Origin of the sequence: Shouchella oshimensis (genome assembly GCF_002019765.1) — a bacterium.
GTDB lineage: Bacteria > Bacillota > Bacilli > Bacillales > Bacillaceae_D > Shouchella > Shouchella oshimensis.
Window position 1 is genome coordinate 273,425 of the sequence record NZ_KV917380.1, and the last position, 26,481, is coordinate 299,905.

The 26,481-nt window shown below is 41.1% G+C and carries 23 protein-coding genes and 1 pseudogene; 18 read left to right on the forward strand and 6 right to left on the reverse strand.

Features of this window, described 5'->3' with window-relative positions; translation table 11 throughout:
* The first annotated feature begins 96 nt into the window (after positions 1-96).
* The 4 genes from BK583_RS01300 (at position 97) to BK583_RS01315 (ending at position 4,049) form a co-directional block, all read left to right on the forward strand.
* On the forward strand, positions 97-1,455 hold the full coding sequence (locus tag BK583_RS01300; RefSeq protein ID WP_095151005.1) for a 2-hydroxycarboxylate transporter family protein: 1,359 nt from the start codon (positions 97-99) through the stop codon (positions 1,453-1,455).
* Between the two features lie 20 nt (positions 1,456-1,475).
* Positions 1,476-2,639 (forward strand): NAD(P)-dependent malic enzyme, encoded by a 1,164-nt coding sequence (locus BK583_RS01305; RefSeq protein WP_055736175.1) that lies wholly within the window; start codon positions 1,476-1,478, stop codon positions 2,637-2,639.
* A gap of 168 nt (positions 2,640-2,807) precedes the next feature.
* Positions 2,808-3,578: an N-acetylmuramoyl-L-alanine amidase gene (locus BK583_RS01310; RefSeq protein ID WP_055736176.1), complete on the forward strand. Its 771-nt coding sequence runs from the start codon at positions 2,808-2,810 to the stop codon at positions 3,576-3,578.
* Positions 3,579-3,656: 78 nt separating this feature from the next.
* Positions 3,657-4,049 (forward strand): ArpU family phage packaging/lysis transcriptional regulator, encoded by a 393-nt coding sequence (locus BK583_RS01315; RefSeq protein WP_038484369.1) that lies wholly within the window; start codon positions 3,657-3,659, stop codon positions 4,047-4,049.
* Between the two features lie 39 nt (positions 4,050-4,088).
* Here the strand turns inward: BK583_RS01315 and BK583_RS21115 are convergent, their stop codons facing one another.
* The 3 genes from BK583_RS21115 to BK583_RS01330 form a co-directional block, all read right to left on the reverse strand.
* Complete coding sequence (locus BK583_RS21115) at positions 4,089-4,922, reverse strand: SHOCT domain-containing protein (RefSeq protein WP_055736177.1); 834 nt, start codon at positions 4,920-4,922, stop codon at positions 4,089-4,091.
* A gap of 25 nt (positions 4,923-4,947) precedes the next feature.
* A complete protein-coding gene (locus tag BK583_RS01325) occupies positions 4,948-5,799 on the reverse strand; it encodes an SHOCT domain-containing protein (RefSeq protein WP_055736178.1) in 852 nt (283 codons plus the stop codon).
* A gap of 146 nt (positions 5,800-5,945) precedes the next feature.
* Positions 5,946-6,806, reverse strand: coding sequence for an SHOCT domain-containing protein (locus BK583_RS01330; RefSeq protein ID WP_055736179.1), 861 nt, complete (start codon positions 6,804-6,806; stop codon positions 5,946-5,948).
* Between the two features lie 217 nt (positions 6,807-7,023).
* Here BK583_RS01330 and BK583_RS01335 point away from each other — a divergent pair, with 217 nt between their 5' ends.
* From BK583_RS01335 to BK583_RS01375, 10 genes are all read left to right on the forward strand, one after another.
* The gene (locus BK583_RS01335; RefSeq protein ID WP_055736180.1) at positions 7,024-7,452 is read left to right on the forward strand and encodes a hypothetical protein; all 429 of its coding nucleotides are present in this window, start codon (positions 7,024-7,026) and stop codon (positions 7,450-7,452) included.
* Positions 7,442-7,891 carry a hypothetical protein gene (locus tag BK583_RS01340; RefSeq protein ID WP_035397348.1) on the forward strand — a complete coding sequence of 150 codons (450 nt, stop codon included), beginning with the start codon at positions 7,442-7,444 and terminating at the stop codon, positions 7,889-7,891. Before BK583_RS01335 ends, BK583_RS01340 begins: the two co-directional genes overlap by 11 nt.
* 104 nt (positions 7,892-7,995) lie before the next feature.
* On the forward strand, positions 7,996-8,127 hold the full coding sequence (locus BK583_RS21360; protein ID WP_307188675.1) for a hypothetical protein: 132 nt from the start codon (positions 7,996-7,998) through the stop codon (positions 8,125-8,127).
* Positions 8,127-9,911, forward strand: coding sequence for a phage tail protein (locus BK583_RS01345; RefSeq protein WP_055736181.1), 1,785 nt, complete (start codon positions 8,127-8,129; stop codon positions 9,909-9,911). The genes BK583_RS21360 and BK583_RS01345 overlap by 1 nt, the downstream gene beginning before the upstream one ends.
* Before the next feature lies 1 nt (position 9,912).
* On the forward strand, positions 9,913-10,662 hold the full coding sequence (locus BK583_RS01350) for a distal tail protein Dit (protein ID WP_038484349.1): 750 nt from the start codon (positions 9,913-9,915) through the stop codon (positions 10,660-10,662).
* Positions 10,663-10,671: 9 nt separating this feature from the next.
* A complete protein-coding gene (locus BK583_RS01355) occupies positions 10,672-12,165 on the forward strand; it encodes a phage tail spike protein (RefSeq protein WP_038484346.1) in 1,494 nt (497 codons plus the stop codon).
* A 31-nt stretch (positions 12,166-12,196) separates the two neighbouring features.
* Positions 12,197-12,382, forward strand: coding sequence for a hypothetical protein (locus BK583_RS01360; protein WP_035398992.1), 186 nt, complete (start codon positions 12,197-12,199; stop codon positions 12,380-12,382).
* Positions 12,321-13,220, forward strand: a complete 900-nt coding sequence (locus BK583_RS01365; RefSeq protein ID WP_236702390.1) for a hypothetical protein — start codon at positions 12,321-12,323, stop codon at positions 13,218-13,220. The genes BK583_RS01360 and BK583_RS01365 overlap by 62 nt, the downstream gene beginning before the upstream one ends.
* A complete protein-coding gene (locus BK583_RS01370) occupies positions 13,217-16,066 on the forward strand; it encodes a glycosyl hydrolase family 18 protein (protein ID WP_236702391.1) in 2,850 nt (949 codons plus the stop codon). The genes BK583_RS01365 and BK583_RS01370 overlap by 4 nt, the downstream gene beginning before the upstream one ends.
* A gap of 24 nt (positions 16,067-16,090) precedes the next feature.
* Positions 16,091-17,143: a hypothetical protein gene (locus tag BK583_RS01375; protein WP_038484339.1), complete on the forward strand. Its 1,053-nt coding sequence runs from the start codon at positions 16,091-16,093 to the stop codon at positions 17,141-17,143.
* 20 nt (positions 17,144-17,163) lie between these two features.
* Here the strand turns inward: BK583_RS01375 and BK583_RS01380 are convergent, their stop codons facing one another.
* Positions 17,164-18,387, reverse strand: a complete 1,224-nt coding sequence (locus BK583_RS01380) for an MFS transporter (protein ID WP_055736182.1) — start codon at positions 18,385-18,387, stop codon at positions 17,164-17,166.
* Between the two features lie 118 nt (positions 18,388-18,505).
* Here BK583_RS01380 and BK583_RS01385 point away from each other — a divergent pair, with 118 nt between their 5' ends.
* Together BK583_RS01385 and BK583_RS01390 are read left to right on the forward strand one after the other, a co-directional pair.
* Complete coding sequence (locus BK583_RS01385; RefSeq protein ID WP_038484333.1) at positions 18,506-19,699, forward strand: ornithine--oxo-acid transaminase; 1,194 nt, start codon at positions 18,506-18,508, stop codon at positions 19,697-19,699.
* A 151-nt stretch (positions 19,700-19,850) separates the two neighbouring features.
* Positions 19,851-21,518: a nicotinate phosphoribosyltransferase gene (locus BK583_RS01390; protein WP_236702392.1), complete on the forward strand. Its 1,668-nt coding sequence runs from the start codon at positions 19,851-19,853 to the stop codon at positions 21,516-21,518.
* Between the two features lie 44 nt (positions 21,519-21,562).
* Here the strand turns inward: BK583_RS01390 and BK583_RS01395 are convergent, their stop codons facing one another.
* The gene (locus BK583_RS01395; protein WP_078439989.1) at positions 21,563-23,326 is read right to left on the reverse strand and encodes a S9 family peptidase; all 1,764 of its coding nucleotides are present in this window, start codon (positions 23,324-23,326) and stop codon (positions 21,563-21,565) included.
* 136 nt (positions 23,327-23,462) lie between these two features.
* On the opposite strand from BK583_RS01395, the gene BK583_RS01400 reads away from it, so the two are divergent.
* The gene (locus BK583_RS01400) at positions 23,463-25,463 is read left to right on the forward strand and encodes a methyl-accepting chemotaxis protein (protein WP_038484327.1); all 2,001 of its coding nucleotides are present in this window, start codon (positions 23,463-23,465) and stop codon (positions 25,461-25,463) included.
* Between the two features lie 84 nt (positions 25,464-25,547).
* Positions 25,548-25,832: a hypothetical protein gene (locus BK583_RS01405; protein ID WP_038484324.1), complete on the forward strand. Its 285-nt coding sequence runs from the start codon at positions 25,548-25,550 to the stop codon at positions 25,830-25,832.
* A gap of 411 nt (positions 25,833-26,243) precedes the next feature.
* Here the strand turns inward: BK583_RS01405 and BK583_RS21045 are convergent.
* Positions 26,244-26,481: pseudogene (locus BK583_RS21045) on the reverse strand (IS110 family RNA-guided transposase); the annotation flags it as partial.

The following is a 26,481-nucleotide window of genomic DNA, read 5'->3' on the forward strand; positions in this document are numbered from 1 at the left end:
AGCAGCTTACCATTGAGCTGCTTTTTTTAGTTTCAAAAAGAAGGTTCTTATTTACAAAATCTATCTAAAAAACGACCGACCTCCTACTATTACAGTATGAAGCAGGAGGTGTTCAGCTTGGAACAATTAAAAACGGTTACATCTGATAGTCATCATACAAATGATTCTAAATCTCAACGTTGGAACCCTATACATTGGAAAATTGGCGTGTTGCCTGTTCCTATTTATGTTGCTGTTGCGACAATCGTATTATTAGCTGCCTATTTTCAAAAGTTACCGGCGGATATGATTGGTGGCTTTGCCATCATTATGGTTGTCGGAATGTTATTAGGGGAAATTGGATCGCGTATTCCTATTTTTCGGAGTATCGGTGGACCGGCTATTCTAGCTCTATTCGTACCATCAGCGTTTATGTTTTTTAACTTATTAAATGAAACAACTGTGAATGCTGTATCAAATTTAATGACAACTTCGAATTTCCTTTATTTCTATATTGCTTGTCTTGTAGCAGGAAGTATTCTCGGCATGAATCGGACAGTGCTCATGCAAGGCATCACGAAAATGCTTGTGCCGCTTGTACTCGGCACGGTAACGGCGGTTGCAGCAGGCGTAGGTGTTGGTATGTTATTTGGGTATGAAGCAAAGCATACGTTATTTTTTATTGTTGTCCCAATTCTAGCTGGTGGAATTGGAGAAGGCATTCTACCGTTATCTGCTGGATACAGTGCCATCCTAGGAACACCTGTAGCGGATTTAATTTCGCAAATGATTCCTGCTGCTATTATTGGAAACATCTTTGCGATCATATGCGCTGCTTTATTAAAGCAGTTAGGTCTAAGAAAGCAGCATCTTACAGGTAATGGCGTTCTCGTTAAAACAAAAGGGGATAGAATCCCTACCTCTGTGGATGACAATAAACCTGTTAATTTCAGCTTAATGGGGGCTGGTCTATTAGTTGCCTGTAGCTTTTACGTGTTTGGGCATTTGATGGAGAGCAGCCTTCATATTCCTGCAGCGATTCTAATGATACTTATCGCAGCTTTTTGTAAGATCTTTAAGCTGATCCCGTCCCAGCTGGAACAAGGTGCTTTCCATCTATATAAGTTTGTATCGACGAGCTTTACATGGCCACTTATGGTTGGACTTGGGCTTTTATTTATTCCACTTGAAGATGTGGCAGGAATCATTAGCGTTTCCTATGTATTGATATGTGCGTCCGTTGTCGTGACGATGGTCACAACCGGTTATATTGTTGGAAAATGGATGAATATGCACCCTGTTGACTCGGCTATTGTGACAGGTTGCCACAGTGGGCTAGGGGGAACAGGAGATGTGGCGATCTTGTCTGCATCTGATCGGATGAGTCTTATGCCGTTTGCCCAAGTCGCTACACGTCTTGGAGGAGCAGGTACGGTCATCTTAGCAACATTTATTTTACGCTGGTTAGGTTTATAAAGAAAAGGAGTGAGTGTTTCATGCAAACACGTCAATTAAAGCAAGAAGCAATTGCTTTGCATAGAAAAGGGAAAATGGAGCTAAAGAGTACGGTTCCTTTAACAACGGAATACGATATGAGTCTTGCGTATACACCTGGTGTAGCAGAGCCTTGCAAGCTTATTGCAGAAGATAAATCTGCTGTATATGACCAAACCATTAAAGGAAATTTAGTGGCTATTGTGACAGACGGCTCTGCCGTCCTTGGTTTAGGAGATATTGGCCCTGAAGCAGCGCTACCTGTAATGGAAGGAAAAGCGGTTCTGTTTAAAGAATTTGCTGGTGTAGATGCTGTTCCTCTTTGTCTCGATACAAAGAATGTCGAGGAGATTATTCAGACTGTGAAGGCGGTTGCCCCAACATTTGGCGGCATTAACTTAGAGGATATTGCTGCACCGCGCTGCTTTGAGATTGAAAAAAGATTACAAGATGAGCTGAACATTCCAGTGTTTCATGATGATCAGCATGGTACAGCCATTGTTGTGCTAGCGGCAGTAATAAATGCACTGCAATATGTTCGAAAAGATGCATCAGCTCAGATTGTCATTAATGGAGCAGGTGCAGCAGGCTTATCCATAGCTTCACTCTTACTTGAAGCAGGCTACAGCAATGTCACACTCGTAAGCTTAGAAGGGATTATTCAACAAGAAGAAACGTGGCTAAACCCTCGCCAACGAGAAGTAGCACAAAAAACAAATCCAAAGCAGCTAACTGGTGGGTTAAATGAAGCCATAAATGGAGCAGACGTCTTTATTGGTGTTTCTGGACCAAAGGCCCTTTCTAAAAATCATGTGAGCATGATGAATGCAGATGCTGTTGTTTTTGCTTTAGCGAATCCAGTACCAGAGATATATCCAGAGGAGGCAAAGGCTGCCGGAGCTGCGGTGGTCGGAACAGGCCGTTCAGATTTTGCGAACCAGATTAACAATGTGCTCGCATTCCCTGGAATCTTTCGGGGGGCATTGGATAGCCGGGCAGGGGCAATTACGACGTCTATGAAGCTTGCAGCTGCAACAGCCATCGCAGGATTAGTTGAAACAGTAGAAGCCGAACAGATATTACCCTCTGTGTTTGATAAAAGAATTGCAACCGTTGTGGCGGAAGCTGTTGCTAACGAGGCTAAAGAGATGCAACCCTCATACTAAGCTATTAGTCTAGCAGTGAAATGCCTGTTTTTATGAATAGTCTAGCAAACACCCTTACACATCAATAGATTTTGAATAAGAATAGCATGTGGCGTATAGCGCTGCATGCTTTTTCGCAATTCGAGTGAGAATGTGGACGAGCACCTAATTGATAAGGGGGATGTACAAATGACAAGAATATTTTTAGATCCAGGACATGGTGGAAGTGACCCAGGTGCAGTAGGGAATGGCCTACAGGAAAAGACGTTAAACCTTTCAATAGCCACGCGTATTCGCGACATTTTACTAAGTGAGTATCAAGGTGTAGAAGTGCGTATGAGTCGAACAAGCGATGTGTTTGTCAGTTTAAGTGATCGTACCCAGCAGGCAAATGCTTGGAATGCGAACTACTTTATGTCTATTCACATTAATGCAGGTGGTGGAACAGGGTTTGAATCCTTTATTCATACGAATGCAGGGGCTGAAACAGCACGTATACAGGGGATTGTCCATCCAGCGATTATGCAGCAACTAAACGTGACGAACCGAGGCCAAAAAAGAGCCAACTTCGCAGTATTACGCACGTCTACTATGCCTGCGATATTAACAGAAAACCTATTTATTGATCGAGCTGCAGATGCAGACTTGTTAAGAAGTCCAGCGTTCTTGGATCGTGTAGCAAGAGGCCATGTCAACGGATTGGCGCAAGCGTTTAATTTACAGCGAAGCGGCGGTGGTGGTGGCACCATATATCGTGTTCAAGTTGGTGCGTTTTCGGTTCGTGCCAATGCTGATCAACAGCAGGCTCGCTTACGTGCAGATGGATATGAATCCATTATTGTCCAAAGTGGTTCTCTTTTCCTTGTACAGGCAGGTGCTTTTTCTGTGAGAGCTAATGCGGATGCATTGGCGAATGAACTGCGTGGGCGTGGATATGATGCGGTTGTTATAAGTAGTTAAAAAAAGACGAGGTGATGACCTCGTCTTTTTTGATTTTTAACGAATTGGTTCTCTTTGCTAAGTAAAGGGGGGCTTGCGTTGCAAAAGGAAGAGAAGCAGAAAGTAGAACAAGTGCTAGCACAATATAACTTAGATAAGCTTACGCTTGCATACGACGAGATGCCAAAAGTGACTGCACAGTACACGCTACTTTCAACAGGGAGTAGTAAACCTTTTTTCACACAGCAAGAAGATGAAATGAAGCAAGAACAAACAGAACGTCAAGCATTTTTGGATGTTATCCAGGAATGCATTAACCGACTTTCCGAAGTAGAAAGAGAATTAATCGTTCGACGTTACTTAGAAGAGGACCGTTTTGATTATCAAGTATACATGGAAATGATGATTAGTGAGAGGCAGTATTACAGGTTGAAAACAAAAGCATTAGCGAAACTTCATTATTTAATGGGCGTAGCTGGTTACATCGTGTGAAAAGCAAGCCCCTCGTATCCAAACGAGGGGCTCATTTCATTAGCGAAGTAATTGAGCTTTCTTTTGTTCAAACTCTTCTTCTGTAATAATGCCCTCGTCTAAAAGCGCTTTAAACTCTCGAAGTTCATCAGCGGTAGAGCGGGGAGAAGGTGGTATAACGGACGGATCGTGTTTATCTGCGTGGTAAACACGTAATCGCTCAATGAGCAGTTTAGCTTCGTACATACGATGGTAGTCATCAATACCTGTTATAAGAAGTTCATTTTCAGATGCTAAATAGGCTTTATATTTCTCTCTGCTATTCGTAGATTCTGTAAAAAAGCGAATACGACCAGCTTTTAACCCGCTTTTAGATAAATGAATGCTATTAATAGAAGAAATGGAAAATTCTCTTTGTCCATTTCCACCACGGTGCAACGTTTTATGATGAATAGAAACCGTGTGGGCGCTTATGATTAAATGGCCCTGATGAGCTTCATAACGTAATGATTCATGTGGATTAGAGGTCAGTTGTTTTACTAAAGAATCGATTCGATCATCTGGTGTACCAGTTTGCTGAGCGTTTTCTACTATTCTTTGTTTTATCAGTTCGCTAACTTTTTCATATTCTTTATACTTTTTCTTAGAACGAATAATCATCGCCTGTTCATGAATCATCGCTTCTTTATCATCAATAGAAGGATCGTGGTTTCGTCTGAAATAAACATACCCGGAAAAAAGAGTAGGTTTTCTCTCTTCAATTTTTTCTAATTCAGTAAAGGCTATCTCTATTGTTTTTCTTAAGTTACCAATTTTGCGGTTATGTTCTAAGGTTATCCGATCTTCAGAAATAATTAAGGTCGTACCCATTGATTGAAAAGTAGCCATAGTCATGTTAGCTCCTCCTTAAAAGATATTCTTACAGTAGCCCCATCTTTTTCTTTTCAAACTCCTCTTCTGAAATAATACCTTCGTCTAAAAGGGCTTTAAACTCCCGAAGTTCATCAGCGGTAGAGCGGGGAGTATGCGCAAGTTCGGCATATTGGTTATAGCTGTTTTCAAAATCATTATGTGAGTCATGGTAATGTTTAATCCGTTCAATAAGTTCTTTTGCCTGTAAGAAACGATTGTACTCGTTGATGTTACCAATACTAATTTCGTTTGATCCTAAAGCAAGTGGATTTAATTTCCTCGAAGAATAGTTACCATGATGAATTTCAAATTTCCCATTCACCAATGTTTGAGGTGAGAGCGTAATGGCACTAATATCGTTTATGTATATGGATTGCTTCCCGCTACCACCTGTATGTAGAAACCGTTTGTAGTAGATCGTTACAGTATCTTTAGTCAACTCTAAGGTACCGTCAACACCATCGAATTTAACAATATGGGAAGGAATAGAAATAAGGTCATTCAAAGTTCGATCAATTTCTACTTCTAAAGAAGGTTCAATAGTCGCTAGTTTGTTCATAATAATCTGATTGGCTTTTTGAAAACGTTTGTAATGGTAGAAGAAATTTAGCATGATAGAATGTTCATCATTTGCTGCTTGAAACCTTGTTATAGATGGCGAAGCTCCCCGTAATTGAAAATAGCAAAAACCAGATAATAGACCAGGTTTTTGAAAGATCATTCCTTCAAGTTCATTTAGGGGAATGGTAACTTCCTTACGAGCACCACCAGCAAATGTTTTTATTTTGTTATGACGAATAACTAGTCTGTCATCTTCAATGGTTAGGGTCGATCGAGCTCCCTTAAAAACGTGTGGCATGATGAGTCGTCCTTTCTCAATAAGGTTATTGTTTAGAGTAGTTTAACATAAATCTAATCTTTAAAGACGAGGTTGTAGAGCGTCTGAATACATCTTGACACTTGTTGTAAAAAAGCCCCTCGTATCTAAACAAGGGGCTCATTTCATTAGCGAAGTAACTGGGCTTTCTTCTGTTCAAACTCTTCTTCTGTAATAATGCCCTCGTCTAAAAGCGCTTTAAACTCTCGAAGTTCATCAGCGGTAGAGTGGGGAGTATGCGCAAGTTCGGCATATTGGGAATAGCTGTTTTCATAGTCATTTTCACTATGTGAGTCATGGTAATGTTTAATCCGTTCAATCAGTTCTTTTGCCTGTAAGAAACGATTGTACTCGTTGATGTTTGTAATACTTAGTTCATTTGCTGCAGAAGCAAGTATGCCATTCCTTCTATCTTGAAACCCATTGTAATGAAGCTGAATTTTCCCACTAACAAAGGTGTTTTTAGAAAGCGAAATACTGTTAATTTCTTTTATTTGAATGGTTTTTTGACCGCGTCCTCCACTATGAAGAAATCCGTTGTATAAAATCGTAATCTTATCTCTTGTAACTTCTAAACTTCCATCATAGCCTTTATACGTAATGGATTGATTTGAATCCAAAATAAGAGAGTGATAAATACGGTCCAGTTCTGACTCTGAAACTATCTCAACATTTTCTAAACGTGTTTCAATTATTTTCTTCGCTTTCAAAAATCGTTTGTAGTGGTATCGAAAGTGTAACAAAATAGAATGTTCATCGTATACCGCTTGATGTTTAGTCGTAATTATTGAAGCACCGGGTCGTTTAAAGTAGCAATAACCTGCTGAGAATCCAGGCTTTTGAAAAATAATTTCTTCAATTTCAGAATATGGGAGTATTACTTCTTTTTTTGCACCTCCATTCAAAGATTTTATTCTTCCATGTCGAAGTATTACGCAATCTTCTTCAACAATTAATGAGGATTCAAGGAATTTAAAAACTTGTGACATCAAGAATCTTCCTTTCTAAATATCTTTACTAAAGAGTTTAACATAAATAAGTGACATAAACGTGGCAGAAAATCGGCAAAACAGAACGTGTGTTCTTATATTAAAGTAGAGTTGTAGCAAAACATTTAGTATCTAGCTACATTATTCGTTAAATATGCGTTCGTGCCGGCACACCAACAATAACGAATAGTATTTCACTTATTATGGAGGAGTTAACATGGCTGAAAAGAAGTTTGCAGGAACACGAGTAGAAGTAAATGAACAAGTGGTGGCAAAGCTAACGTCCTTTACACATTCACTAGAAGTTGAAGAAGCGGATGTGACCGGTTTAGGTGACACGGTTGATGGGGGGGGCGTTTTTCGTCAAAAATTTATTGCCGCGTCTGTAGGTGAAACCGTATCAATGGAAGGGATTGCGCTTCTAGATGATGATGGACAATCGGAATTAAAACGCGTCTCGGAACTAGGTCAAGAAGCGGTTATTAAGCATACTGACTCTACTGGTTCAGGCTATGCGCTTACTGGATTTTTTACTACCTATGAAGAAGAGGGTTCAGTGTCTGAGGGGGTATATACTTTTTCAGGCGAATTCCGTGTAAATACAAAAGAAGCGATTACGGAGGAGAGTGCTCCTGGTGGCGAATAATAGAGAAGAACGTTTAGAACTTCTAGATCAAAAGGTGGAAGAGCTAGCGGAAATCCAACAAGAGCAATTAGTAGCTGACTATGACGATGCACTGGCTGAACAGTTAAATGAACAAAAGCATCAATACGTCAAATTTGCTGGTGAGTATTTTGAGATTCCAACTGAAATGCCTTTCCAATTTGCTACCTTCTATTTCCGACATTGTGTGCAGAAGGTAAAAGGAAAAACACAAATGTCGGTACCAGAAGAAAAGATGTATGAGTTTATTGAACTGATGCTAGGAAAAGCTTTTCTCAGCCACTTAGAACAATCAAAAGCTGGAGTGAATTTTGTGTTTCAACATATCGTTCCAGACATTATGAAACTATGGGGTTATGACGTTAAAGGTACAAGTGCTCAATCATCAAAAACACAAAAAAAAACCAAGATTCACGGATAATTATTTGGGGGTGGGCCGCATTAGAGGCTGACTTTTACAGGTTTTATCGCATTCATTTAACTCAAGAGGGATTTGAGAACCGTCTCTCATGGAGACGGTTCTTAGTGTTTGTTAGAGGATTACCTGAAGATAGTGCATTTCAACGATTTTTACAAGATAAAAAGAATCGAAGCATGGCTGAATGGGATCAAGACAAAATGAATGAAGAATCGAAAAAATGGAAAGGAGGAATATAATGGCAGTTCAAATTGGACAATCTGCAGGGTTAACAATAGACTTTGATGACGTGAAAAAACACGGTAAAGCATTGGAGGATCTGCAAAAGAATTTAACTAAAATTGCAGAGTCCTTTGGAACAATTACTCAAAAAATAGGAGAGGCTGATTGGGGCGGATTCTTGGCTAGTCTTTTAACAGGTTTTGGTGGATTATTATTAAGTATTGTGGCAGTAAGGGAAGCTTTTACGTCGTTTAAATCAGTTCTAAATTTGATTGGAGCAAGCTTTACAACTATAGGAGCAGCTATTAGTCCTTTTATCGGCACAATACTATTAGTCACCGCTGCCATTGCCGCTCTTGCCGCAGGATTCATGTATTTATGGAATACGAATGAAACATTTAAAAACGGCGTCATTCAAGTGTGGCAGACGATTCAGTCTGTTATTCAAACGGTCGTTAGCGTGATTGCTTCGTTTGTAGCCGAAAAACTGGCGAAAATTAAGCAGTTTTGGGATGAGCATGGCGCACAAGTCATGGAAGCTGTTTCAAATGTATTTAACTTTATACTCAGTATTATTGAACCTATCATGAACGGAATATTAGCTTTAATGAAGTTTGTGTGGCCGTTTGTGGCCGCGTTGATTCAACAAGTGTGGGGAAATATTAAAGGTGTTATCTCTGGTGCACTCGATATCATTATGGGATTAATTAAAACTTTTGCTGGCTTATTTACGGGGGATTTCTCCTTAATGTGGGAAGGGATCAAACAATTATTCTTCGGTGCATTAGAAGCGATTTGGAATTTAGTACAGCTCCTATTGTTTGGCAAAATTATTAAAATTGCAGGCTCCTTGTTTACAGGTTTACGTACGATATTTACAAATATGTGGAGTTCCATTTCAACTCTCTTTTCCACAGCTTTAAGGAACATTCAAGCTTTTTTCCAGAGGGGCTTTGAAGCTGTGCAGCTAGTTGTTACGACCGTGATGACATTTATACGGAATCTTATATCGACTGGGATGACAGCTGTACAAACGGTTGTCATGACGATCTTAACCACGATTCGAACGATCTTCATGACGGTATTCAATGCAGTTCGCTCAGTCGTGACGTCAGTTATTTCGTTTATTCGAAACTTTATTACGACAGGTATTTCTGCTGCAAGCTCTGCAGTGTCAGCGGGTCTTAATGCAATCAGAACGACCTTTATGTCCATATTTAATGCGGTTCGTACGAGTGTAACGGCGGCCATGACAGCGATACGAAGTGCGATCTCAAATGGCATTCAAAGTGCATTTCAAACGGTCATGGGCTTTATCGGTCGGTTCCGGGATGCAGGCCGTAACATTGTCACAAGTATTGCCCAAGGGATTACTAGTGCCATTGGGTCGGTCACGAGTGCCATTTCAAATGTAGCAGGAAAGATTCGTGATTTTCTCCCGTTTTCTCCTGCAAAGGAAGGGCCTCTGCAAGACATTCACTGCTTAAATTTTGGAGGGCCAATTAAAGACTCTGTAGAAGGGGACTTACCTGTTATTGAGCGAGCGTTAACGAATGCTTTGGCGTTACCTACGATTCAAGGGGGGAACTTCTTAGGTCGTGGAGTAGAGCGATTAGAACAACATTTAATGGCTCGTCAACAGCCAGATTTTCTAAACCGATCCTCTTTACAAGATAGGTTAACTGTCGAGGTTCCGGTACACCTAGAAGGAAAACAGATTGCAAGAATTACAGCTCCATTTATGGACACAGAACTTGGTCGGAGACATGTGTCTACGATGAGAGCAAAAGGAGGCCGGTAATATGTTTACGTATGACGGATTCGATTTTAGTCAGTCTTTAATCGTTCATCACATTCAAAGGCCTATTTTGCCAGCTCGCGAAATTCGGTCCATGTCTATATTCGGTAGAAATGGCTCCTTTTTTTTCGGAAAACAAGATGCAGCGTTGATGATTACCATTTCGGTTACGATTGCTGGTGCAAATCGTACTGATTTTCGTGAAAAGGTAAGGGAGATTGCTCGATTACTCAATCGTGCTGAGCCTAAGCCTCTTATTTTTCATGATGAACGAGACAAGGTGATATACGGGCTTTTGGCAGAAGAATCAGAGCTAGACGAATTAGCAGCTTCAGGTAGAGGCGATTTAATCTTCTATTGTCCCGATCCTTACTATTATGCGATTGAAGATGAATTTTTTATCTACCATTCAGAAGGAACCCATCATTTCACAAGAGAAAAAGGCAGCATCCACTCCTTTCCTTTAATACAAGTAAAAGGGCAGTTGCAAAACGGTTTGATTCGACTCACTCTTAACGACACGGAAATGGTTTACGACGGGACGCTTGAATCAGGGGAGCAGTTACGTTTGGATAGCCAATATGTGACGGCGTATACGATAAAGCCGAATGGTGAACGAGTTTCAGCATTAAACCATTTAAGCAGTATTGAGTTTCCTGTTTTACAACCTGGAGCGAATCAATTATCTCTTGCATTTGAAGGAACTGGTGAAGTGGAAGAACTTACAATACAAGCAAGAAGTCGCTGGGTATAGGGTGGTTGTATGATTCAATATAACAATGTCAATGAATCCCAATATAACCAGTTGCATACGGTTTTTTATAACCATTCTTACAGTAGAATGCAGAGAGCTATTTTCTCCCGTTTACCAGGGGCTCGACCAGTCGTTCTTTCGCCTGAAAGAGAGCAGCTTGCTGTCTTAGATAATGCCTATGATATTTTGCTTGAACAGGAAGTAAACGGTATTGATACACTTTCGTTTGTCTTACCTTTCTCTGATCAAAAAAACGAGCACTTACAAAATGAACATTTAATTCAAATTGTTGATGAGCTCTATATTATTCGACGCATTACGTATAGTCGCGGAGGAAGTGGTGTCCCAGAAACAGAAGTGTTTGCTGAAGCACTTTGGTATGATTTGCAATTTTCCGACCCTTTATCTGTTTCTGAATGGGAAGATAAAAGTGTTGTGGTCGTTTTGTCGGACATTTTACAAGGAACAGAATGGCGGTTAGGGGTCGTTTCAAATTTTCCAACACGTAACGTTAGTGTTGAATCTGGACTAACGAACAGGTTGCAGGCGTTAACACAATTGCCAGATGTGTACGGTGGTGAATTAGTTTACCACTCTGATACGATGACGATTGATTTCATTGAACCGATCGGTCGAGTGTCTGGGGCAGCTATTGTCTATGAGAAGAACATCCAATCGATTGAAGCTACGTATGATACAGATGAACTCATTACACGACTGTATCCTTATGGGAGAGAGAATCTTTCCATTGATTCAGTGAATGACCAAGTTCCCTATTTAGATATTCGAGACGATCCCAACTACACATTCACGACAAAACTGCGAGCAAAGGTGCTAAAGGATGATCGGTTTACAAATCCATTTCATTTAAAAGAGCAAGCGCAAGCTGCATTGGAAAGTCTTAGTTTACCGCGTACATCCTATCAAATTAAAGCATCTGATTTATCCATTTTATCCGGAATGGAACATGAACAATTTAAGCTTGGCGATCTAGTTAGAGTGTACGATAAAGAGCTAGGTATTGATCGGCAAACACGCATTCTCGCTTGGCGCTATAACCTAGTTGAGCCTTGGGAAACAGAAATCGTACTAGAGTCTAAGGCACCTACACTTTCTGACTTGCTTACAGGCGTCCAAGATGGCACAAGTTTTTTACGATCAGAAGATACCATTGATTCAAGCGATATGCTAGAGCTCTCTGTATTTAACTTATTGCTTAACAGCAGAGCAGATGATGGATTCCGCTATTGGTCTAATAGTGGATGGGAAGTGGACCCAGTTAATGGTTTTAGCGGTAGCGCATCGTTTAAAGCAGAGACAACATCAGGTGTAAAACGTTTAAGCCAAACTGTCTATCCGGCAAATCGTGATCATTATGTTCTCTCTTTTCGTAGCGCCGTCCAAAACTTTTCTGTAAATGAAAACGGTAGGGTTGGTGTGGAAGTAATCGTTCGTTACGAAGATGGGACAGAAGAAGAACCGACCTTTATATCGTTAACCTAAATCGTGATTCAAAACGAAGGGAGGGGTGCGTATGTTTTCTGCTAAATCAGTATTGGTCGAAACCGATTCGTCGAAATCGGTTTCTGAAGTAGAGGTACGGTTTGTAGCGTCAAACTTTTCAGGTCAAGCTTCAATAACCGATGCTATGTTGCAAGGTGGTACGACAAGTACCAATTGGACAGGCCATCCAAGTGAACATCGCTGGTCTAATGAGTAAATTAGACTGGTCTCGCTTCGTTGCACAACCAATACAGAAAGATCAAACAAAAAAAGTGAAACAAGTAGATCTTCATGTAATCGCTGAAAAGATTAGTGGACAATTAAATATAACCGATCTACAGCTACAGGGCGGTGAACAGGTGACAGGGACAGTGGCTCACACAAGTGAGTGGCTGTCTCCGGTGTTAAGAGAGTTGGATGAACGAGATTCAACTGAAGGCGTTGCTGAACCGTTGCTTATAAAGGGTGATCAACCGAGAAGGTTCCCTGAGTTAAAAAATCGCTTTTACAATCTAGTAGGTCGTGGAAACGAGATTATCACGATTCCTAATCTTGACGAAAAACGATTTGATCGACAAACATTTGTAACTCCTGTTGATTTAACACTTATCCCAAAAGATGATTTTGATTTATTGCGTGTATCAACAAATATAGGAGAAAAAAGAGACACTTTCACAATGCCATTTCCGAATGAAGAAGAGCATCCATTAAACAAAACATATACGAGAGAATTCTATGTTCCAGCTGGCAAAGCGGGAGACGAGATTCATCTTCATGCTTCGCTCAATAAAGCTACAAAGAATGGTGTTTTGTTAGACCGTCAAGCACGAACATTAACGATCGGTTCTATACCCATTCAAACAGGAAAACAACAACTATTTGGTATTCCAATGGGTTCGGGGAGGATACGACTGGAGTGGTATAAATTTGCACAAATACGGCGACAAAATGAATTTGGTGAAATAGAAGTCATCGATACACTTCAAGATGTCGGGATTGGCTATTATGGTGTAGCCGAGCTTATACGTTGGAAAGAAGGGAGGTCGTTGTTATGAGCATGCAGTTTATGTCGTGGAGTTTAAATGAGCCATCCAACGCACAGTTTTTGGAGTTTGCGAAAGAAGAGGAAGCTGGAGAATGGACGATCATGAACCGCGATGCATACTTAGACTGGCCAGGTGATCAACGAAACTTTTGGACGGCGTTTCAGGAACACAATGAAAAAATTGCCTCCTTTGGGTTACATGATTTTGGTGTGCGTGAAAATGGTACAGTTTATCACTATAAAGCAGGGACCTCTTATCCTGTTTTGAATCAGGATGGCGCCATCCAATATTGGGCACGGAATAGTCTTCTCTATTTAATGGACCACTATCCAAACGTTGAATGGTTTTTACAAGCCATTTGTTTTGGAAGTCCAGTTGAAACTATGCTTGATCAAGAGGAAAATCAATCGACTTTTATACGGCAATTCCGATCAATTGTCTCTCAATACATGACGCGTTTTCCTAATAGAATAAAAGGAATTGAGATTGATTTTGAGAAATCGAGCTCTCGACCTAGAGAGGCTCGGGAAGCTGAAAAATACCGAGATTTTTTAGCGCGAGTGAAAAATGAAATTGCCATTCCTCTTCAATTAAAAGTACGTGTTAATTTGCATGCCATGACAGGTGATTTTGCACCATATTGGTATCAATGGACCGATTACCGTACGCTTGCTGAAGGTAGAGATGAAAGAGGACAAATGATTTGTGATGAATGGCAAATCATGTCCTATGATTTTGCTCATAACAATTCTGCTCCAGGTCCATCTACACCTGTTTGGTGGCTTAAACAAGTTTTAGCCCATGTGCAAAATGTGTTTCCGTCCGAGTCGGTTTGGATTGGAAATGCTGCTTATGGACGACGTTGGCCACTGGAAAGCAAACGATCTGGTACGGCTGTTCGGTACTGGCAAATGCTCATGTGGCAAAATGGCATTTTTAAACACCATATTGGGCGAGATCCAGAGACAGATGCTTTTACGTGGGTCGATCAATCTTACGTTCCTTATACGGGTCTACATGATGAAGAGTCCGGCTACCAGCAAACATTCTCTCATTGTTATGATCGCTTTCGCGTGGCGTATGCTGACTTGCTTCCGTACAATAATCGTCCTGTTATTTACCGATCAACTTATCAAGGGACAGAGTATATTACAAGCTATAGTAAGCATCAGCGGGCAACTTTTGAACACGTACACGCCGTTCTACATCAACCTACCCAGTTAACAGGGAACGCAACGAGGACCAATACGACCTGGCGTGCAGAACAATTTCCGCAAACATTTCAGGGGGTGGCAGTTGGAGGTGCTCGCTATTTGGCAGACCATGATTTGGAGCGTTGTGTAAAAGATGTTGACGCTGGGAGAGCAGTCTATCGGTTTACCCTGCCAGCCGCAGGGACCTATGAATTAATTGCACCTGTTTACTTCCCTTATTTAAATCCAAAAATTCATTTGCTCGTTAACGGTACACCGTATGTGATAGGAGAAGGGATTCCAAGTTGGTATCCGTTCTTAGTAAACCCAGATCGACATTTTTACCATTGTGGAACATTCTCTTTTACAGAAGGGGAGAATGAAATTGTTGTTACAGGAACAGAAGATTCTGCACAACTACTCGGTTTGGTTTTAAGTACAGGCTTTTCTCACAATATGAGCGGTGGGATGGTGCAATACAATGTCAATTTACAGCCGCCTAAAAAGAGAGGCACAGTAACAGAAGGTATTGTCAATCAAGTGGAGGCTAAAATGCCTAAGAAAATGGCTTTAACAGCTGAATTGCTCCGCAGACCCCCTCGTCCTGCTATTTTTTGGGAAGATCTATTTGGCTCTCATGTTGTGTACGATGAAAGTGGGAATCAAGAGAAAGTTAATTTAGCGGAGACGAATTATTATTTACAAGCGGGAACCCAGGTGGTTCATGGTGGAAACTATGAGAATAGGCAATGTATATCAAGTAGAAAAGCGGTCGGTTATTCTTCTGGAGAATGGGTACCATACCGTGAAAATTTTGTCGAAACAGACGCCAGAGGAAGACAAAATCAATTGCTGTTAAATAAGCGGCTACACTTCTTTCCTCATTTAGAAGCGGATCTTTCATTATGGGATCGAGGAAGTGCTGGCATTCGGTTTATGGCTTCCAATGTAGGAGCGACGAATGATGGATATTTGTTTTTACTAGACGCAGTGCAACAACAGTTCCTACTACTATCAGAGGAAAATGGTGAAAGGCAAGTGTTGGCTTCTGTTCCAGCTACAATCTATTTAGGTACAAGGTATTCTCTCCGAGTACGTTTTTTTGAAGGGCAGATTCTTTGCTTTAATGGCACAACACAAGTGTTCAGTCACAGGGTACAAGGAAACAGAGTGCAAGGCGCACATGGCGTTTTCGCACAAGGAGCTAGAGTGAGATGTCACCGTCTTCATATTGCAACACTCAATCGTTATGAACCTATGGAAAAGGTGCAGGCGATAGTAGATGGAGAACCTCAACCAATTGCATTAGAGGAAGACCGTCCCTATGACTACGATGAGTTTGGGTATTTGATGTATGCGGGGCTGAACCCTGACGCCGGTACTTCTTATGGCATAAGCAATGACTATGAAAATTTAACGGTTGCGGTTGTGGACTCATGGGAAGGCGCTAAGACGATTCAGCTTCGAGTGGTGGATGCAGGAGTTTGGCTAAGAAACTTCTATATTGGGGATGCCGAGGGCTATTCCCTTGCATGGAATAGTGATATTGAAGGGTTTATTACGACATTACAACTAATCGAAGAGGCGGAGTGTAAAGGTGTTGCGATGTGGACACTAGGGCAAGAAGATCCAACGGTCTTTACGTATTTACCGCGAGCGTAAAAAAACGAAAAGGATGTGAAAAAAATGGCACAAACGCCTTATAAGGATTTAAAAAGCGAAGCAATTTTATCTGCACATCTATCAGGAGTGCAGCAGGACATTAATAAAATTCAACAAGTTCTGAACATGAGGTCGACTGCAAGAAGCAATGCATCTTTAACGCCAGTTAGTGATCAAACAGACCCAACCCTTCGCTTTCGGATTTATGAAGGGGAAGAGCGCAACTGGCTAGACCAACCTGTGCCTGTTCTTTATCGTGACGGAGAGGTCATTGATGCAGGAGAGTATGAACTGTATCCTGCTTATGGAGCGGTAGTATTTGCAGCACAACAACATGCCGATACCGTCATTACTGCAGACTACGAAGCGATAGCCAATACAGCCCAGCTTTCAGATGATGTCCTTCAAACAAAACAAAGCCTTGAGGATTTAAAAGATAAAATTGATGCAATGGCAAGTGCAGGTGGAGGAGTGGAGCCATTTTATCCAACGGCAGGGACGTATTTATCTCATTTCCGACGAGACTATAATCCTTTCACAGCAGAAGGCTACAACGTGAATAGTCATGTACCTGCATTTAGTATTCTTGTCTATGGAGATACACTAGACGCGTTTCCATTTCCTGTTACGAGAAAAACAAAGATTGTACGTGCAGGAATGAGCTTAGGAAGTGCAGGGAATACGGCTGCAGCAAGAGTAGGCATTTATACAGACGACGGCACTGGCAGACCAAAAGACTTACTTTTTGAATCGGATCAAATCGAAATTTCTTCAGATGGCGGTTGGGGGTATGTGACCCTTGATGAGGAACTTGAAGAAGGCTTGTATTGGATTGCGCGTCATGATCGTGGTACGGCTTATTGGAATGGATTTCATCAAAGAAGTGTTATTCCCATTGTCCGGTTCAATGGAGAAGTATTTTTGCGGAATTTAGCTGAACGTCCTAATCCTCACACGGTCTTCGGCGGGTATCGAGCAACCAATATTCCTTATGGTCAAATGCCTCCTTCTTTCCCGGAATCTGGGGAACTTTTTAGACGAGATTTTTATGCTTCACCTTGGGTCGTAACAGGATAAAGGAAGAGCTGAATCATCCATTAACGGTGATTCAGCTTTTTGTTTTTAGACGCATCATCGGTCATTTGTCGTTGTCCTTCTCTTAATCTTGTAAGTACTGCAATGGCTAATGCGATGAAAGAGATAATGGCTGCCAACGTAAACACGTGCTTGAGACCAAACTGTTCTGCAGCAAAACCAGCTAGATAGGGACCAATAAAAATGCCAATAGCGTAAACCGATTGATAAAATCCCATGACCGATGTCTTTAATGAAGCCGGTGGTAAGCTTGCAATTTGGGATAATAAAAGGGGTAAAAGAATTCCAATGGTTAAGCCGATAATGGCGTGCAGGAGACTAATGGAAAGAATTCCAGTAGCCAAGGGTAGGAATAGGAATGTAATGGTTGTAACCATTAAACTACTAATCATTAGTAGCTGCTCTAATGTAGGCGGCAAGTTGATCAGCGCAATGAAAATGGATGCCGCTGCATGAGGCACGAAAAAAGCAGTCATAATCCAAACCATTGCACCTTCACCTATGCCTTGAGAACCAGCATATACAGGGGTAAAGCCAAAAATAGAAATAAAGAGCAAAGCATGAGCAAAAAGAGAAACAAGGGTAATAGGTAGTAATGACCTCATAGTAACGGTAGAACGAATAATGGAAACGGTAGATAACGGATGTCGTGTCTCCATATGACTGGGTACAACTTTTATTGACAAAGCGAGTAAGAGACCGACGGAGGCAGCCACAATACCAGCCCAAAATGGAAGAGCAAAGCCCATCCATTCAACGAGTAATCCCGCTGTTAACATGCTTAGAAACTGGGGCATGACTGTTGAAAATTGCAGTAAGCCCATTGCTTTACTCGCGTGGTTCGATTGAAAATACTCTGCGTACATGATGGTAGCCATAACCCACATGGCAGCAGTGACTTCTGCGAGGAGGCGACCGGTCAATATCCATAGAAAAGAGCTTGAGAATAAAAGAATAAAGCCACTCACAATGGCTACAACAAACCCACCAACGTAAAAATGCTTGCGAAGCGTGGCGAGTTTATCGAGTAACACACCTAATGGAAAGCGAAGTAGCACTTGTGTTACACCGTAACTTCCTAAAATGATGCCAATTGACCCGTAGCTAAACGGAATGGATTCTAAATAAAGGCTAAAGATCGGTACGTAACTATATGTAGCAAGCCAAAAACAAAAAACAGAAGCCAAAAAAATAAAATGGTGCACGCGTCTTATATCAGAATTCATACGCTGTACCTCCTACTTATCTCATCTTAACACCTTTTTTCCTGACAAATGTAGCAGGAATTCATTTCTTTAGAGCGAAGAGACATAAGTGGAAGCACAGAACTGAAGGAGGATGACTATGTCTAAGTCAACAGAGATTATTAAGAAAACAGAGCAATACGGTGCAAATAACTATCATCCATTGCCAATCGTCATTTCTAAAGCAAAAGGAGTATGGGTATGGGATGCAGAAGGCAATCGCTATCTTGATATGTTAAGTGCCTATTCAGCCCTAAATCAAGGTCATTGCCATCCAAAACTAATTCAAACCTTAAAGGATCAGGCGGAGCGAGTCACGTTAACATCTCGGGCGTTTCACAATGATCAGCTGGCGCCTTTTTATGAAAAAGTAGCTTCACTTACGAATAAAGAGATGATATTGCCAATGAATACAGGTGCAGAAGCTGTTGAAACCGCTTTAAAAGCGGCGCGGCGATGGGGATATGAAAACAAAAAAATTGTGACCAATAAAGCCGAAATCATTGTCTGCTCAAATAATTTTCATGGACGAACATTAGCTGCTGTCTCCCTGTCTTCTAGTGAAGAATACAAGCGTGGCTTTGGTCCGTTGTTGCCAGGCATAAAAGTGATTCCGTATGGCGACGCAGAGGCACTAAAAGAAGCCATTTCCGAATATACGGTAGCCTTTCTTGTTGAACCTATTCAAGGAGAGGCAGGGATTCTCATACCACCTAATGGGTACTTGCAGCAAGTGCGAGACATCTGTACAGAGAATGAGATTCTTTTTATAGCAGACGAGATCCAAGCTGGTCTTGGTCGAACAGGCAAGTGGTTTGCATGCGATCATGAAAACGTGGAACCAGATATGTACATTCTCGGTAAGGCTCTTGGTGGAGGGATTTTACCGATTTCAGCTGTTGCGGCGAACAAAGATGTGTTAGGTGTATTTGAACCTGGTTCTCATGGATCAACATTTGGAGGTAATCCACTTGCTTGTGCGGTTTCTGTTGCTGCGTTAGAAATTTTAGAAGAAGAAGACTTAGTAAGGAATGCTCAAGAGCTCGGTGATTATTTTATTACCGAATTAAAAACGTTAACACACCCTTCAATTAAAGAGGTCCGGGGACGTGGCTTATTTATTGGAATTGAATTAACAGAATCAGCTCGACCTTATTGTGAACAATTAAAGGAGCGAGGATTATTATGTAAAGAAACACATGAGAATGTTATTCGCTTCGCACCACCTTTAATCATTACAAAAGAAGAGCTGGAACATGCCTTGGAACAAATTAAAGACGTTCTCTCTGCTTAATTGTATATGGAAACGCTCTAGCGGAATGCAGGGCGTTTTTTTTGTATGATGAACCGTTACAGGTACGATGGATTTGAAATGAAGACAAAACAAGAGTATACTTTTGAGGACTTATATGCGTGAAAAGCGTAGATCGCAAAGGAGCAGAAAGATGTCTGAACACATGAAAACAATCTTTGATTTTGTAAAGCCTACTCGTTATCGCTATGTACATATATGTAAAGAGTGTGACCAACCAAGTTTTTCAAACGAGTCTTCCAGTGAAGAAGTGTGCATCCGATGTGGTGGAAACGCTCATCATGTGACCCCGTACTACAATCCTTCAGAGGATTATGGGCTTGATGTGGATTATTATGCCATTACCATGATGTACGCCCTATGGAAAGAAGGACTTCATCAAACTCAAGTTGTTTTTGATGATTTCTATCGGAAAGCCCCTTTTGTTCGCGGCGTTGGTGAATTTAGCACGGAATTAGGCGGTTATGTCGCGTTTGGCGGACTTGGCCATTTAATTGATACGATACAGAACTTATACTTTAATGAAAGTGACATCCACTATTTAAGAGAGCAATCAGAGGGCTTTGACGAAGCGTTTTTAGATGACTTGCGTTCATTACGTTTTAGTGGAGATTTGCATGCAGTTGAAGAAGGAAATTTAGTCTTTCCTAATACGCCTCTCATTCGTATTGAAGCCCCTGTTTGGGAATGTATTTGGATTGAAGCGATGTTGTTAAACATTGTGAATGCAGAATCTCTAGTCCTGACAAAGGGAGCTCGTATTAAAACCATCGCAGGGGAGGATGGTTTGCTTGAAATGGGAAAAAGACGTGCCCAAGGTAGAGATGCGAGTGTGTACGGGGCGAAAATGGCTTATATTGCTGGATTTGACGCTACTAGCAACGTGAAGGCAGGAAAGAAATTTTCTATGCCAATTACAGGCACGCAAGCACATGTGTTTATTATGTTCCACCCATCTGAATTAGAAGCGTTTCTTGCGTATGCAGATGTTTTTCCGCAAAAAACCATTCCTCTTCTTGATACAACGGATACACTTGGAAGTGGTCTGCCTCATGCAATTGAAACAGCGCACCGTCTAAAGGAGAAAGGTTATGAAATGACGGCTGTCCGATTAGACAGTGGAGATTTAGCCTATTTATCTAAAAAAGTGCGTAAGCGTCTTGATGAAGAAGGTTTAGAACATGTAAAAATTGCTGCGACAAACGATCTTGATGAATATACAATTGCTTCTCTAAAGCAACAAGGGGCAAAAGTAGATATTTGGGGTGTTGGAACAAAGTTTATTACAGCCTATGATAACCCAGCATTAGGAGGCGTCCATAAAATTGTAGCTAGACGACCTCTTGATTCAGAGATTGAGTCTGGTAGCTATCAAAAAGAAGATTGGGTCGCTCTGATTAAGATCTCGGAAAGCATTGAAAAGATTTTAAATCCTGGACGCAAAAAAGTGTACCGCCTTTTTGGCGACGATGGGATGGCAAAGGGCGATTATGTTTGCTTGGATCATGAAACGTTAGAAGGAAAAGATGAAATACTCTTAAAGCACCCACGTAACCCATTAAAAGCGAAACGAATTCGAGATTTTAAAGCGGTTGAACTGCTAAAGCCGATATTTGAGAATGGAAGACTCGTCTATGATGTGCCTTCATTGAAAGATGTGCGAGACTACCATGCGTATCAAAAGCAATCGTTTTGGGAAGAGTACTTACGCTTAGAAGTACCAGAAGTCTATCCCGTTTCACTGTCAGACGAATTAACGGATATGAAAAATCAGTTGATTCATGAAAAACGGGAAGGGTAAATGAAACACCTCCGCCTTGACCAAGGCGGAGGTGTTTTCGTTCGTTAAAGCCACTTCCTTAAAAATGAAAATGACTTTTCGTATGCCGCGAGGTTGTTTTCATAGCGAACGAAGAAGTGCCCTTCATTTTCAAAGTAAAGCGAATCAACTGGATGATGACGGTGCTTTAGTTGTTCAACGATTTGCTCAGCCTCTGAAATCGGTACACGTGGATCGTTTCGTCCGTGCAGCACAAGAAGGGGAGCTTGAATATCATCGACCTTATGAATGGGATCAATTTCATCAAAAAAGTCACGATCTTCTTCAAGGGACCCGTACTCATCTTCTCTTACTTTTCGTCGCCAAATACTTGTGTTTTCGAGAAACGATTTAAAGCTAGAAATGCCAACAATATCGATGGCAGCTGCCCACTGTGTTGGGTAATGAGTAATGGCAGCAAGCACCATAAACCCTCCATAGCTTCTGCCCATTACAGCGATTTTGTCAGGATGAGCGAATCCTTCTGTTTTTAACCATTCTGCAAGCTCATTTAAATCTCTAACAGCATCCATACGTTTTCGCTTATCATCTAAGTGATGGTAGCGTTTCCCATAGCCTGTACTTCCTCGCACATTCGGCGTGCATACGGCGAAGCCTTGTGATACAAAGTACTGTAAAAAAGGGTTGTAGACAGAACGAATTTGGCTTTCGGGACCGCCATGTACAAAAATAACGGTTGGGTAAGGCCCATCCCCATCTGGTTTGTAATAAAAAGATGGAATGGTCTCACCATCAGAGCTTGTGAATGCAAGTTGTTCAGGTTCTCTTAACTTCTCTTGTACCGTATGTTCGCGTGTGCTGTTTGCCAGTTTTGTTACAGTCTGCTCCTTTAAATGGTAACACCATAGTGCAGCGGGGTTTGCAGCTCCATCGAGAGAGAAAACGAGTTGAGTTACGTCATGAGAAAAGGTGAAACTTGTCACAACCCCTGACTGAATAGGAAGCTTTTTCTCTGTTTGGGACGGAAGATGCGTGAGAAAAGCATGTGATACGCCACCTTCATTCACTGCATAAGCTAAATAGGTACCGTCATGACTGAGGGTTAAGGCTTCGTAATCCCAATCTCCTGTGTAGAGCCATTCCAATTCTTTCGATTGTAGCTGTAAGCGAGCAATGCCAGTGTGTTCTCGACCAACGTTCGTTAAAAGATAAAGAGATTTGCCATCGTTGCTAAAAGCCGCATCTGTGAAAGAAGCTTCGCTTTCGTGTGGCGTTAACCATTCTAGTTCTTTTGTTTCTAAATGTAATAGACCTAAGTCATTATCTAAATTTGTATTCGTTTTCTTTATTAACAAGTGATGACCATCTGGATGAAAACAGACAGGGTCATAGCGAGCATCATCTTTATATACACACTGAATGTCACGTGTGGATACATGTTGAATATACACGTCAAAAAATTGTTCATGCCTGCGATTACTACTCCAAGCAATCCATTCTTTATTAGGTGATACCCCTCCGTAATGGTGTATATGTGCAGGATCATTTGTTAGCGGAACAAGGTCTTCATTATTTTTCCATAAATACAATTGCTGTTTTTCATTTACCCCATAATCCATTCCAATGAGGAGGTCATTCTCAATATAGGTCGCGAGCATGATTCGTTCTGATGTTTCAACTAGACGAGTCGCTTGTTGCGAATCACGATCATACTCATACGCTTGGGGAAAGCCAGTAGCATTGTTTAGATAGACAAGCTTTGTTGAGTGATGTGGGTGAAAGTGTGGATTTGTTGCTGTATCCACTTTTAAAAAGTCAGTAAGTTGCATCAAAAAGTCACCCTTTCATTTTCTGTTTAGGTAAAATGATAACTTTTTTCGCACAATTCTTCAAATCTCAATCTAGAGCCTTTAGAAAAGCAATAAACGAGCCGAAATAAAAAGTAGAAGATTGAGGTGAAAATGGATGAAACAAAAAAAGGTAAGCTTAAAATGGAAATTAATGCTGGCTTTTGGTTTAATGCTTGTCGTACCAAGTTTAGTCATTGGGGTATTTTCTTATTTATCAACAAGGGAAAATGTGGAGAGTACAATGAATGCTCAAGCAGAGCAAATGACAGCCAATGTTCATGCATCATTGCAACAATACATGGGGTTGCAAACCGAATTAGCTGCTTTTACCGGCGATACTATTGATGCAAATGCTTCATCTGACGACATAGCTGATCAATTGGACGTTTTATTTGGAGAAGATAATCGTCTACGTGAAGTATACATTGTCAACAATAAGGGTGAGGGAACGGTTTATCAAGCGGACGGTTCAATTGAATCAGTAGCAGGTACAGAAGAACTTTCTGATCAGTATGGTGTAATAGAATTCACTTGGTTACGAGATCTTTTTGGAAGACAAACGGATGTAGCGGTTAGTGAACCAATCTTTTCGAACGAGGACGAGACCGATATTCTCTTTGCATCCTTAACAAGCGATCGGGGTAACGTTTTAGCCATGCGAGTCGATTTTAACCCAATTCTATCCTATGTAGCAGATGCTTCGATTGGAAGCACAGGCTATTTGTTTTTAGTCGACCATCTTTCGAGAGTAGTCTATCATCCTGTTTTAAATTCTGGCGAGTACGTCCCAGCAACCCTCAGTGCCCAGTTTGTAGAGGGTGGAGAATCAGGACAGTTTGAGTTTCAAGTAGATGGTGAAGATCCACGACAAATCACATATGATACTGTTTTACCAACGAATTGGGTGCTTGCTGGAGCGATGTTACCAAATGAAGTGAGTCAACTCGTTCAACCTATTCTTTACTCGATGTTAATCGTAATTATCGTCACATTACTGATTGGATCCGTTATTATTTTTGCTATTGTTCGGGCGATTGTACGCCCTATTTCAGGACTGTCGAACGTTGCAACGGTTATCAGTCAAGGGAATTTAAGTTCAACATACAATGTAAAATCTACTTTTAAAGATGAAGTCGGTCAGTTAGCTGATTCATTTGAAGACATGCGACAATCTCTCATTCAAACGATTAGAGGGATTCGAGATAAATCCACCTATTTAGCTGCGTCGTCTGAACAATTACAGGCAAGTACCGAGCAAAATATGCAGGCAACTGAACAAATTACATTAGCCATTCAAGAAGTATCTGGCAGTGTAGATGAACAAACGACGAGTATGGATCAAGGTAAAGCAGCTGCGACAACGGTTTCTAGTGGAATTATGGATGTGCAGCAGTCGACGCAACAAGTAACAAAAGCAATAAAAAATGCTGTAGTTGCTGTACAAACTGGTCAACAAGGGATTAAAAGCAGTGTTCAGCAAATGAATGCGATTCAACATAAAGTATCTTCTATTGCCACAACGGTGGAGAGCCTAGAAAAGCAGGCAGCAACAATTAATCAAGTCAGTCAAATGATTTCCGATATAGCGGAACAAACGAATCTACTAGCACTCAATGCTTCTATTGAAGCTGCTAGAGCTGGAGAACATGGACGTGGGTTTGCTGTCGTTGCTGACGAAGTACGAAAGCTTGCAGAGCAATCAAATAATGCTGCAAAAACCGTACAAGAGCAAATTAATACTGTTCAGAACGAAACGAAAGTCGTTGTGAAAGAAATGAATGTAGGGGAAGGAGAGGTAAAAAAAGGGGTTACGATCATTGAAGAAACGGGCCAATCCTTCGCTTTCATTCAAAATCATATGAATGACGTCACCGAAAAAATCCAGCGTGTGACAGATGAAGTAAAGGCAATGGCCAATCAAACCGAGCAATTTATGCTGTCGTATGAGCAAATCGCAACAGCAAGTGAAACGACATCTGCCAGTATTCAAAATGTATCGGCTTCGACTGAGGAACAACTTGCATCTATGGAAGAAATTTTAAGTTCAACAACGAATCTTGCACAACTAGCAGATGAATTAGAAGAAATGATTGCGAAGTTCGAATGGAACGACTAGATCAGCTAACGAAGGTAAGACGTTTAAGGATTCGCTGAAAAAGGAATGGTACCCTATATCCTTTTGAAAAGAGGTACGTAGACAATGAATAAACTAGTACTCGTGTACAAAGATGAGGAATTAACCCAACCAAAGGAAATTTGGGTTGGTGGGGAAGCCAACGACGAAGAAAACAATACGACGTTTGAAGCCATTGCAGCTGAATTTGATGAGTATAAAGTAGAAGCAGAGGAAAAGAATGAGCCTCATATTACGTTAAAGCTTGAACCAGTCGATGGAGAAGAACCTCACACGTACCTTCGGGACATTACTTTAAAAGGCGAACAACAAGAAAATGTTGTTCACGTTTTGAAGAAACGAGTGAATTAAAAAGTATAAACAAAGAGCTGAGACAAAAGTAGATAGACAGACCAAAATGACGAACATTCCTGAAAATAGGAACGTTCGTCGTTTGTTTTATATGAAAATGAGCGGAAGGAGAACCCGAAGACTCCTAGGGGATCAGCACGTGTCTGAAGACTCTGGAGAGGCGGTTTTCCACGGAGGAGGCTGAGACCGTGTCCCCGGAAAGCGAAGGATTCTCCTGCAGCGGTGCTACTCAGCATATTTTAGACTATTCGTCTTTTCAAATACTACTTTTCGTTATGTCCCAGCCTCTTTCCTACGTTTAGTCAATAGGGTTTTTATAATAATTCTGATGATGTTATTTTTAAATCTAGGCATAGGAAATAAACCTTATCCCTGTCTATTTTTAAATAAGGTTCCTATGGTATACTACAGTTATTGGTCCATTGAGACCGCGTGCGAGTAATCGTACTCTGTATGATTCCTAGCCATGGAATACATACACTTTATGAGCTTGTTCATACAAGCGACAACGGCAACCTTGTCCTTCTTGGGGGTAGGTTGCTTTTTTAATTTGTAATAATACTCGACAATATGATTAGGAGCTGCTTTCTGCTGGCGGATCATGTTCCGAATGATGAGATATAAAATCTTTCTCCCTTTGGGATTTCCA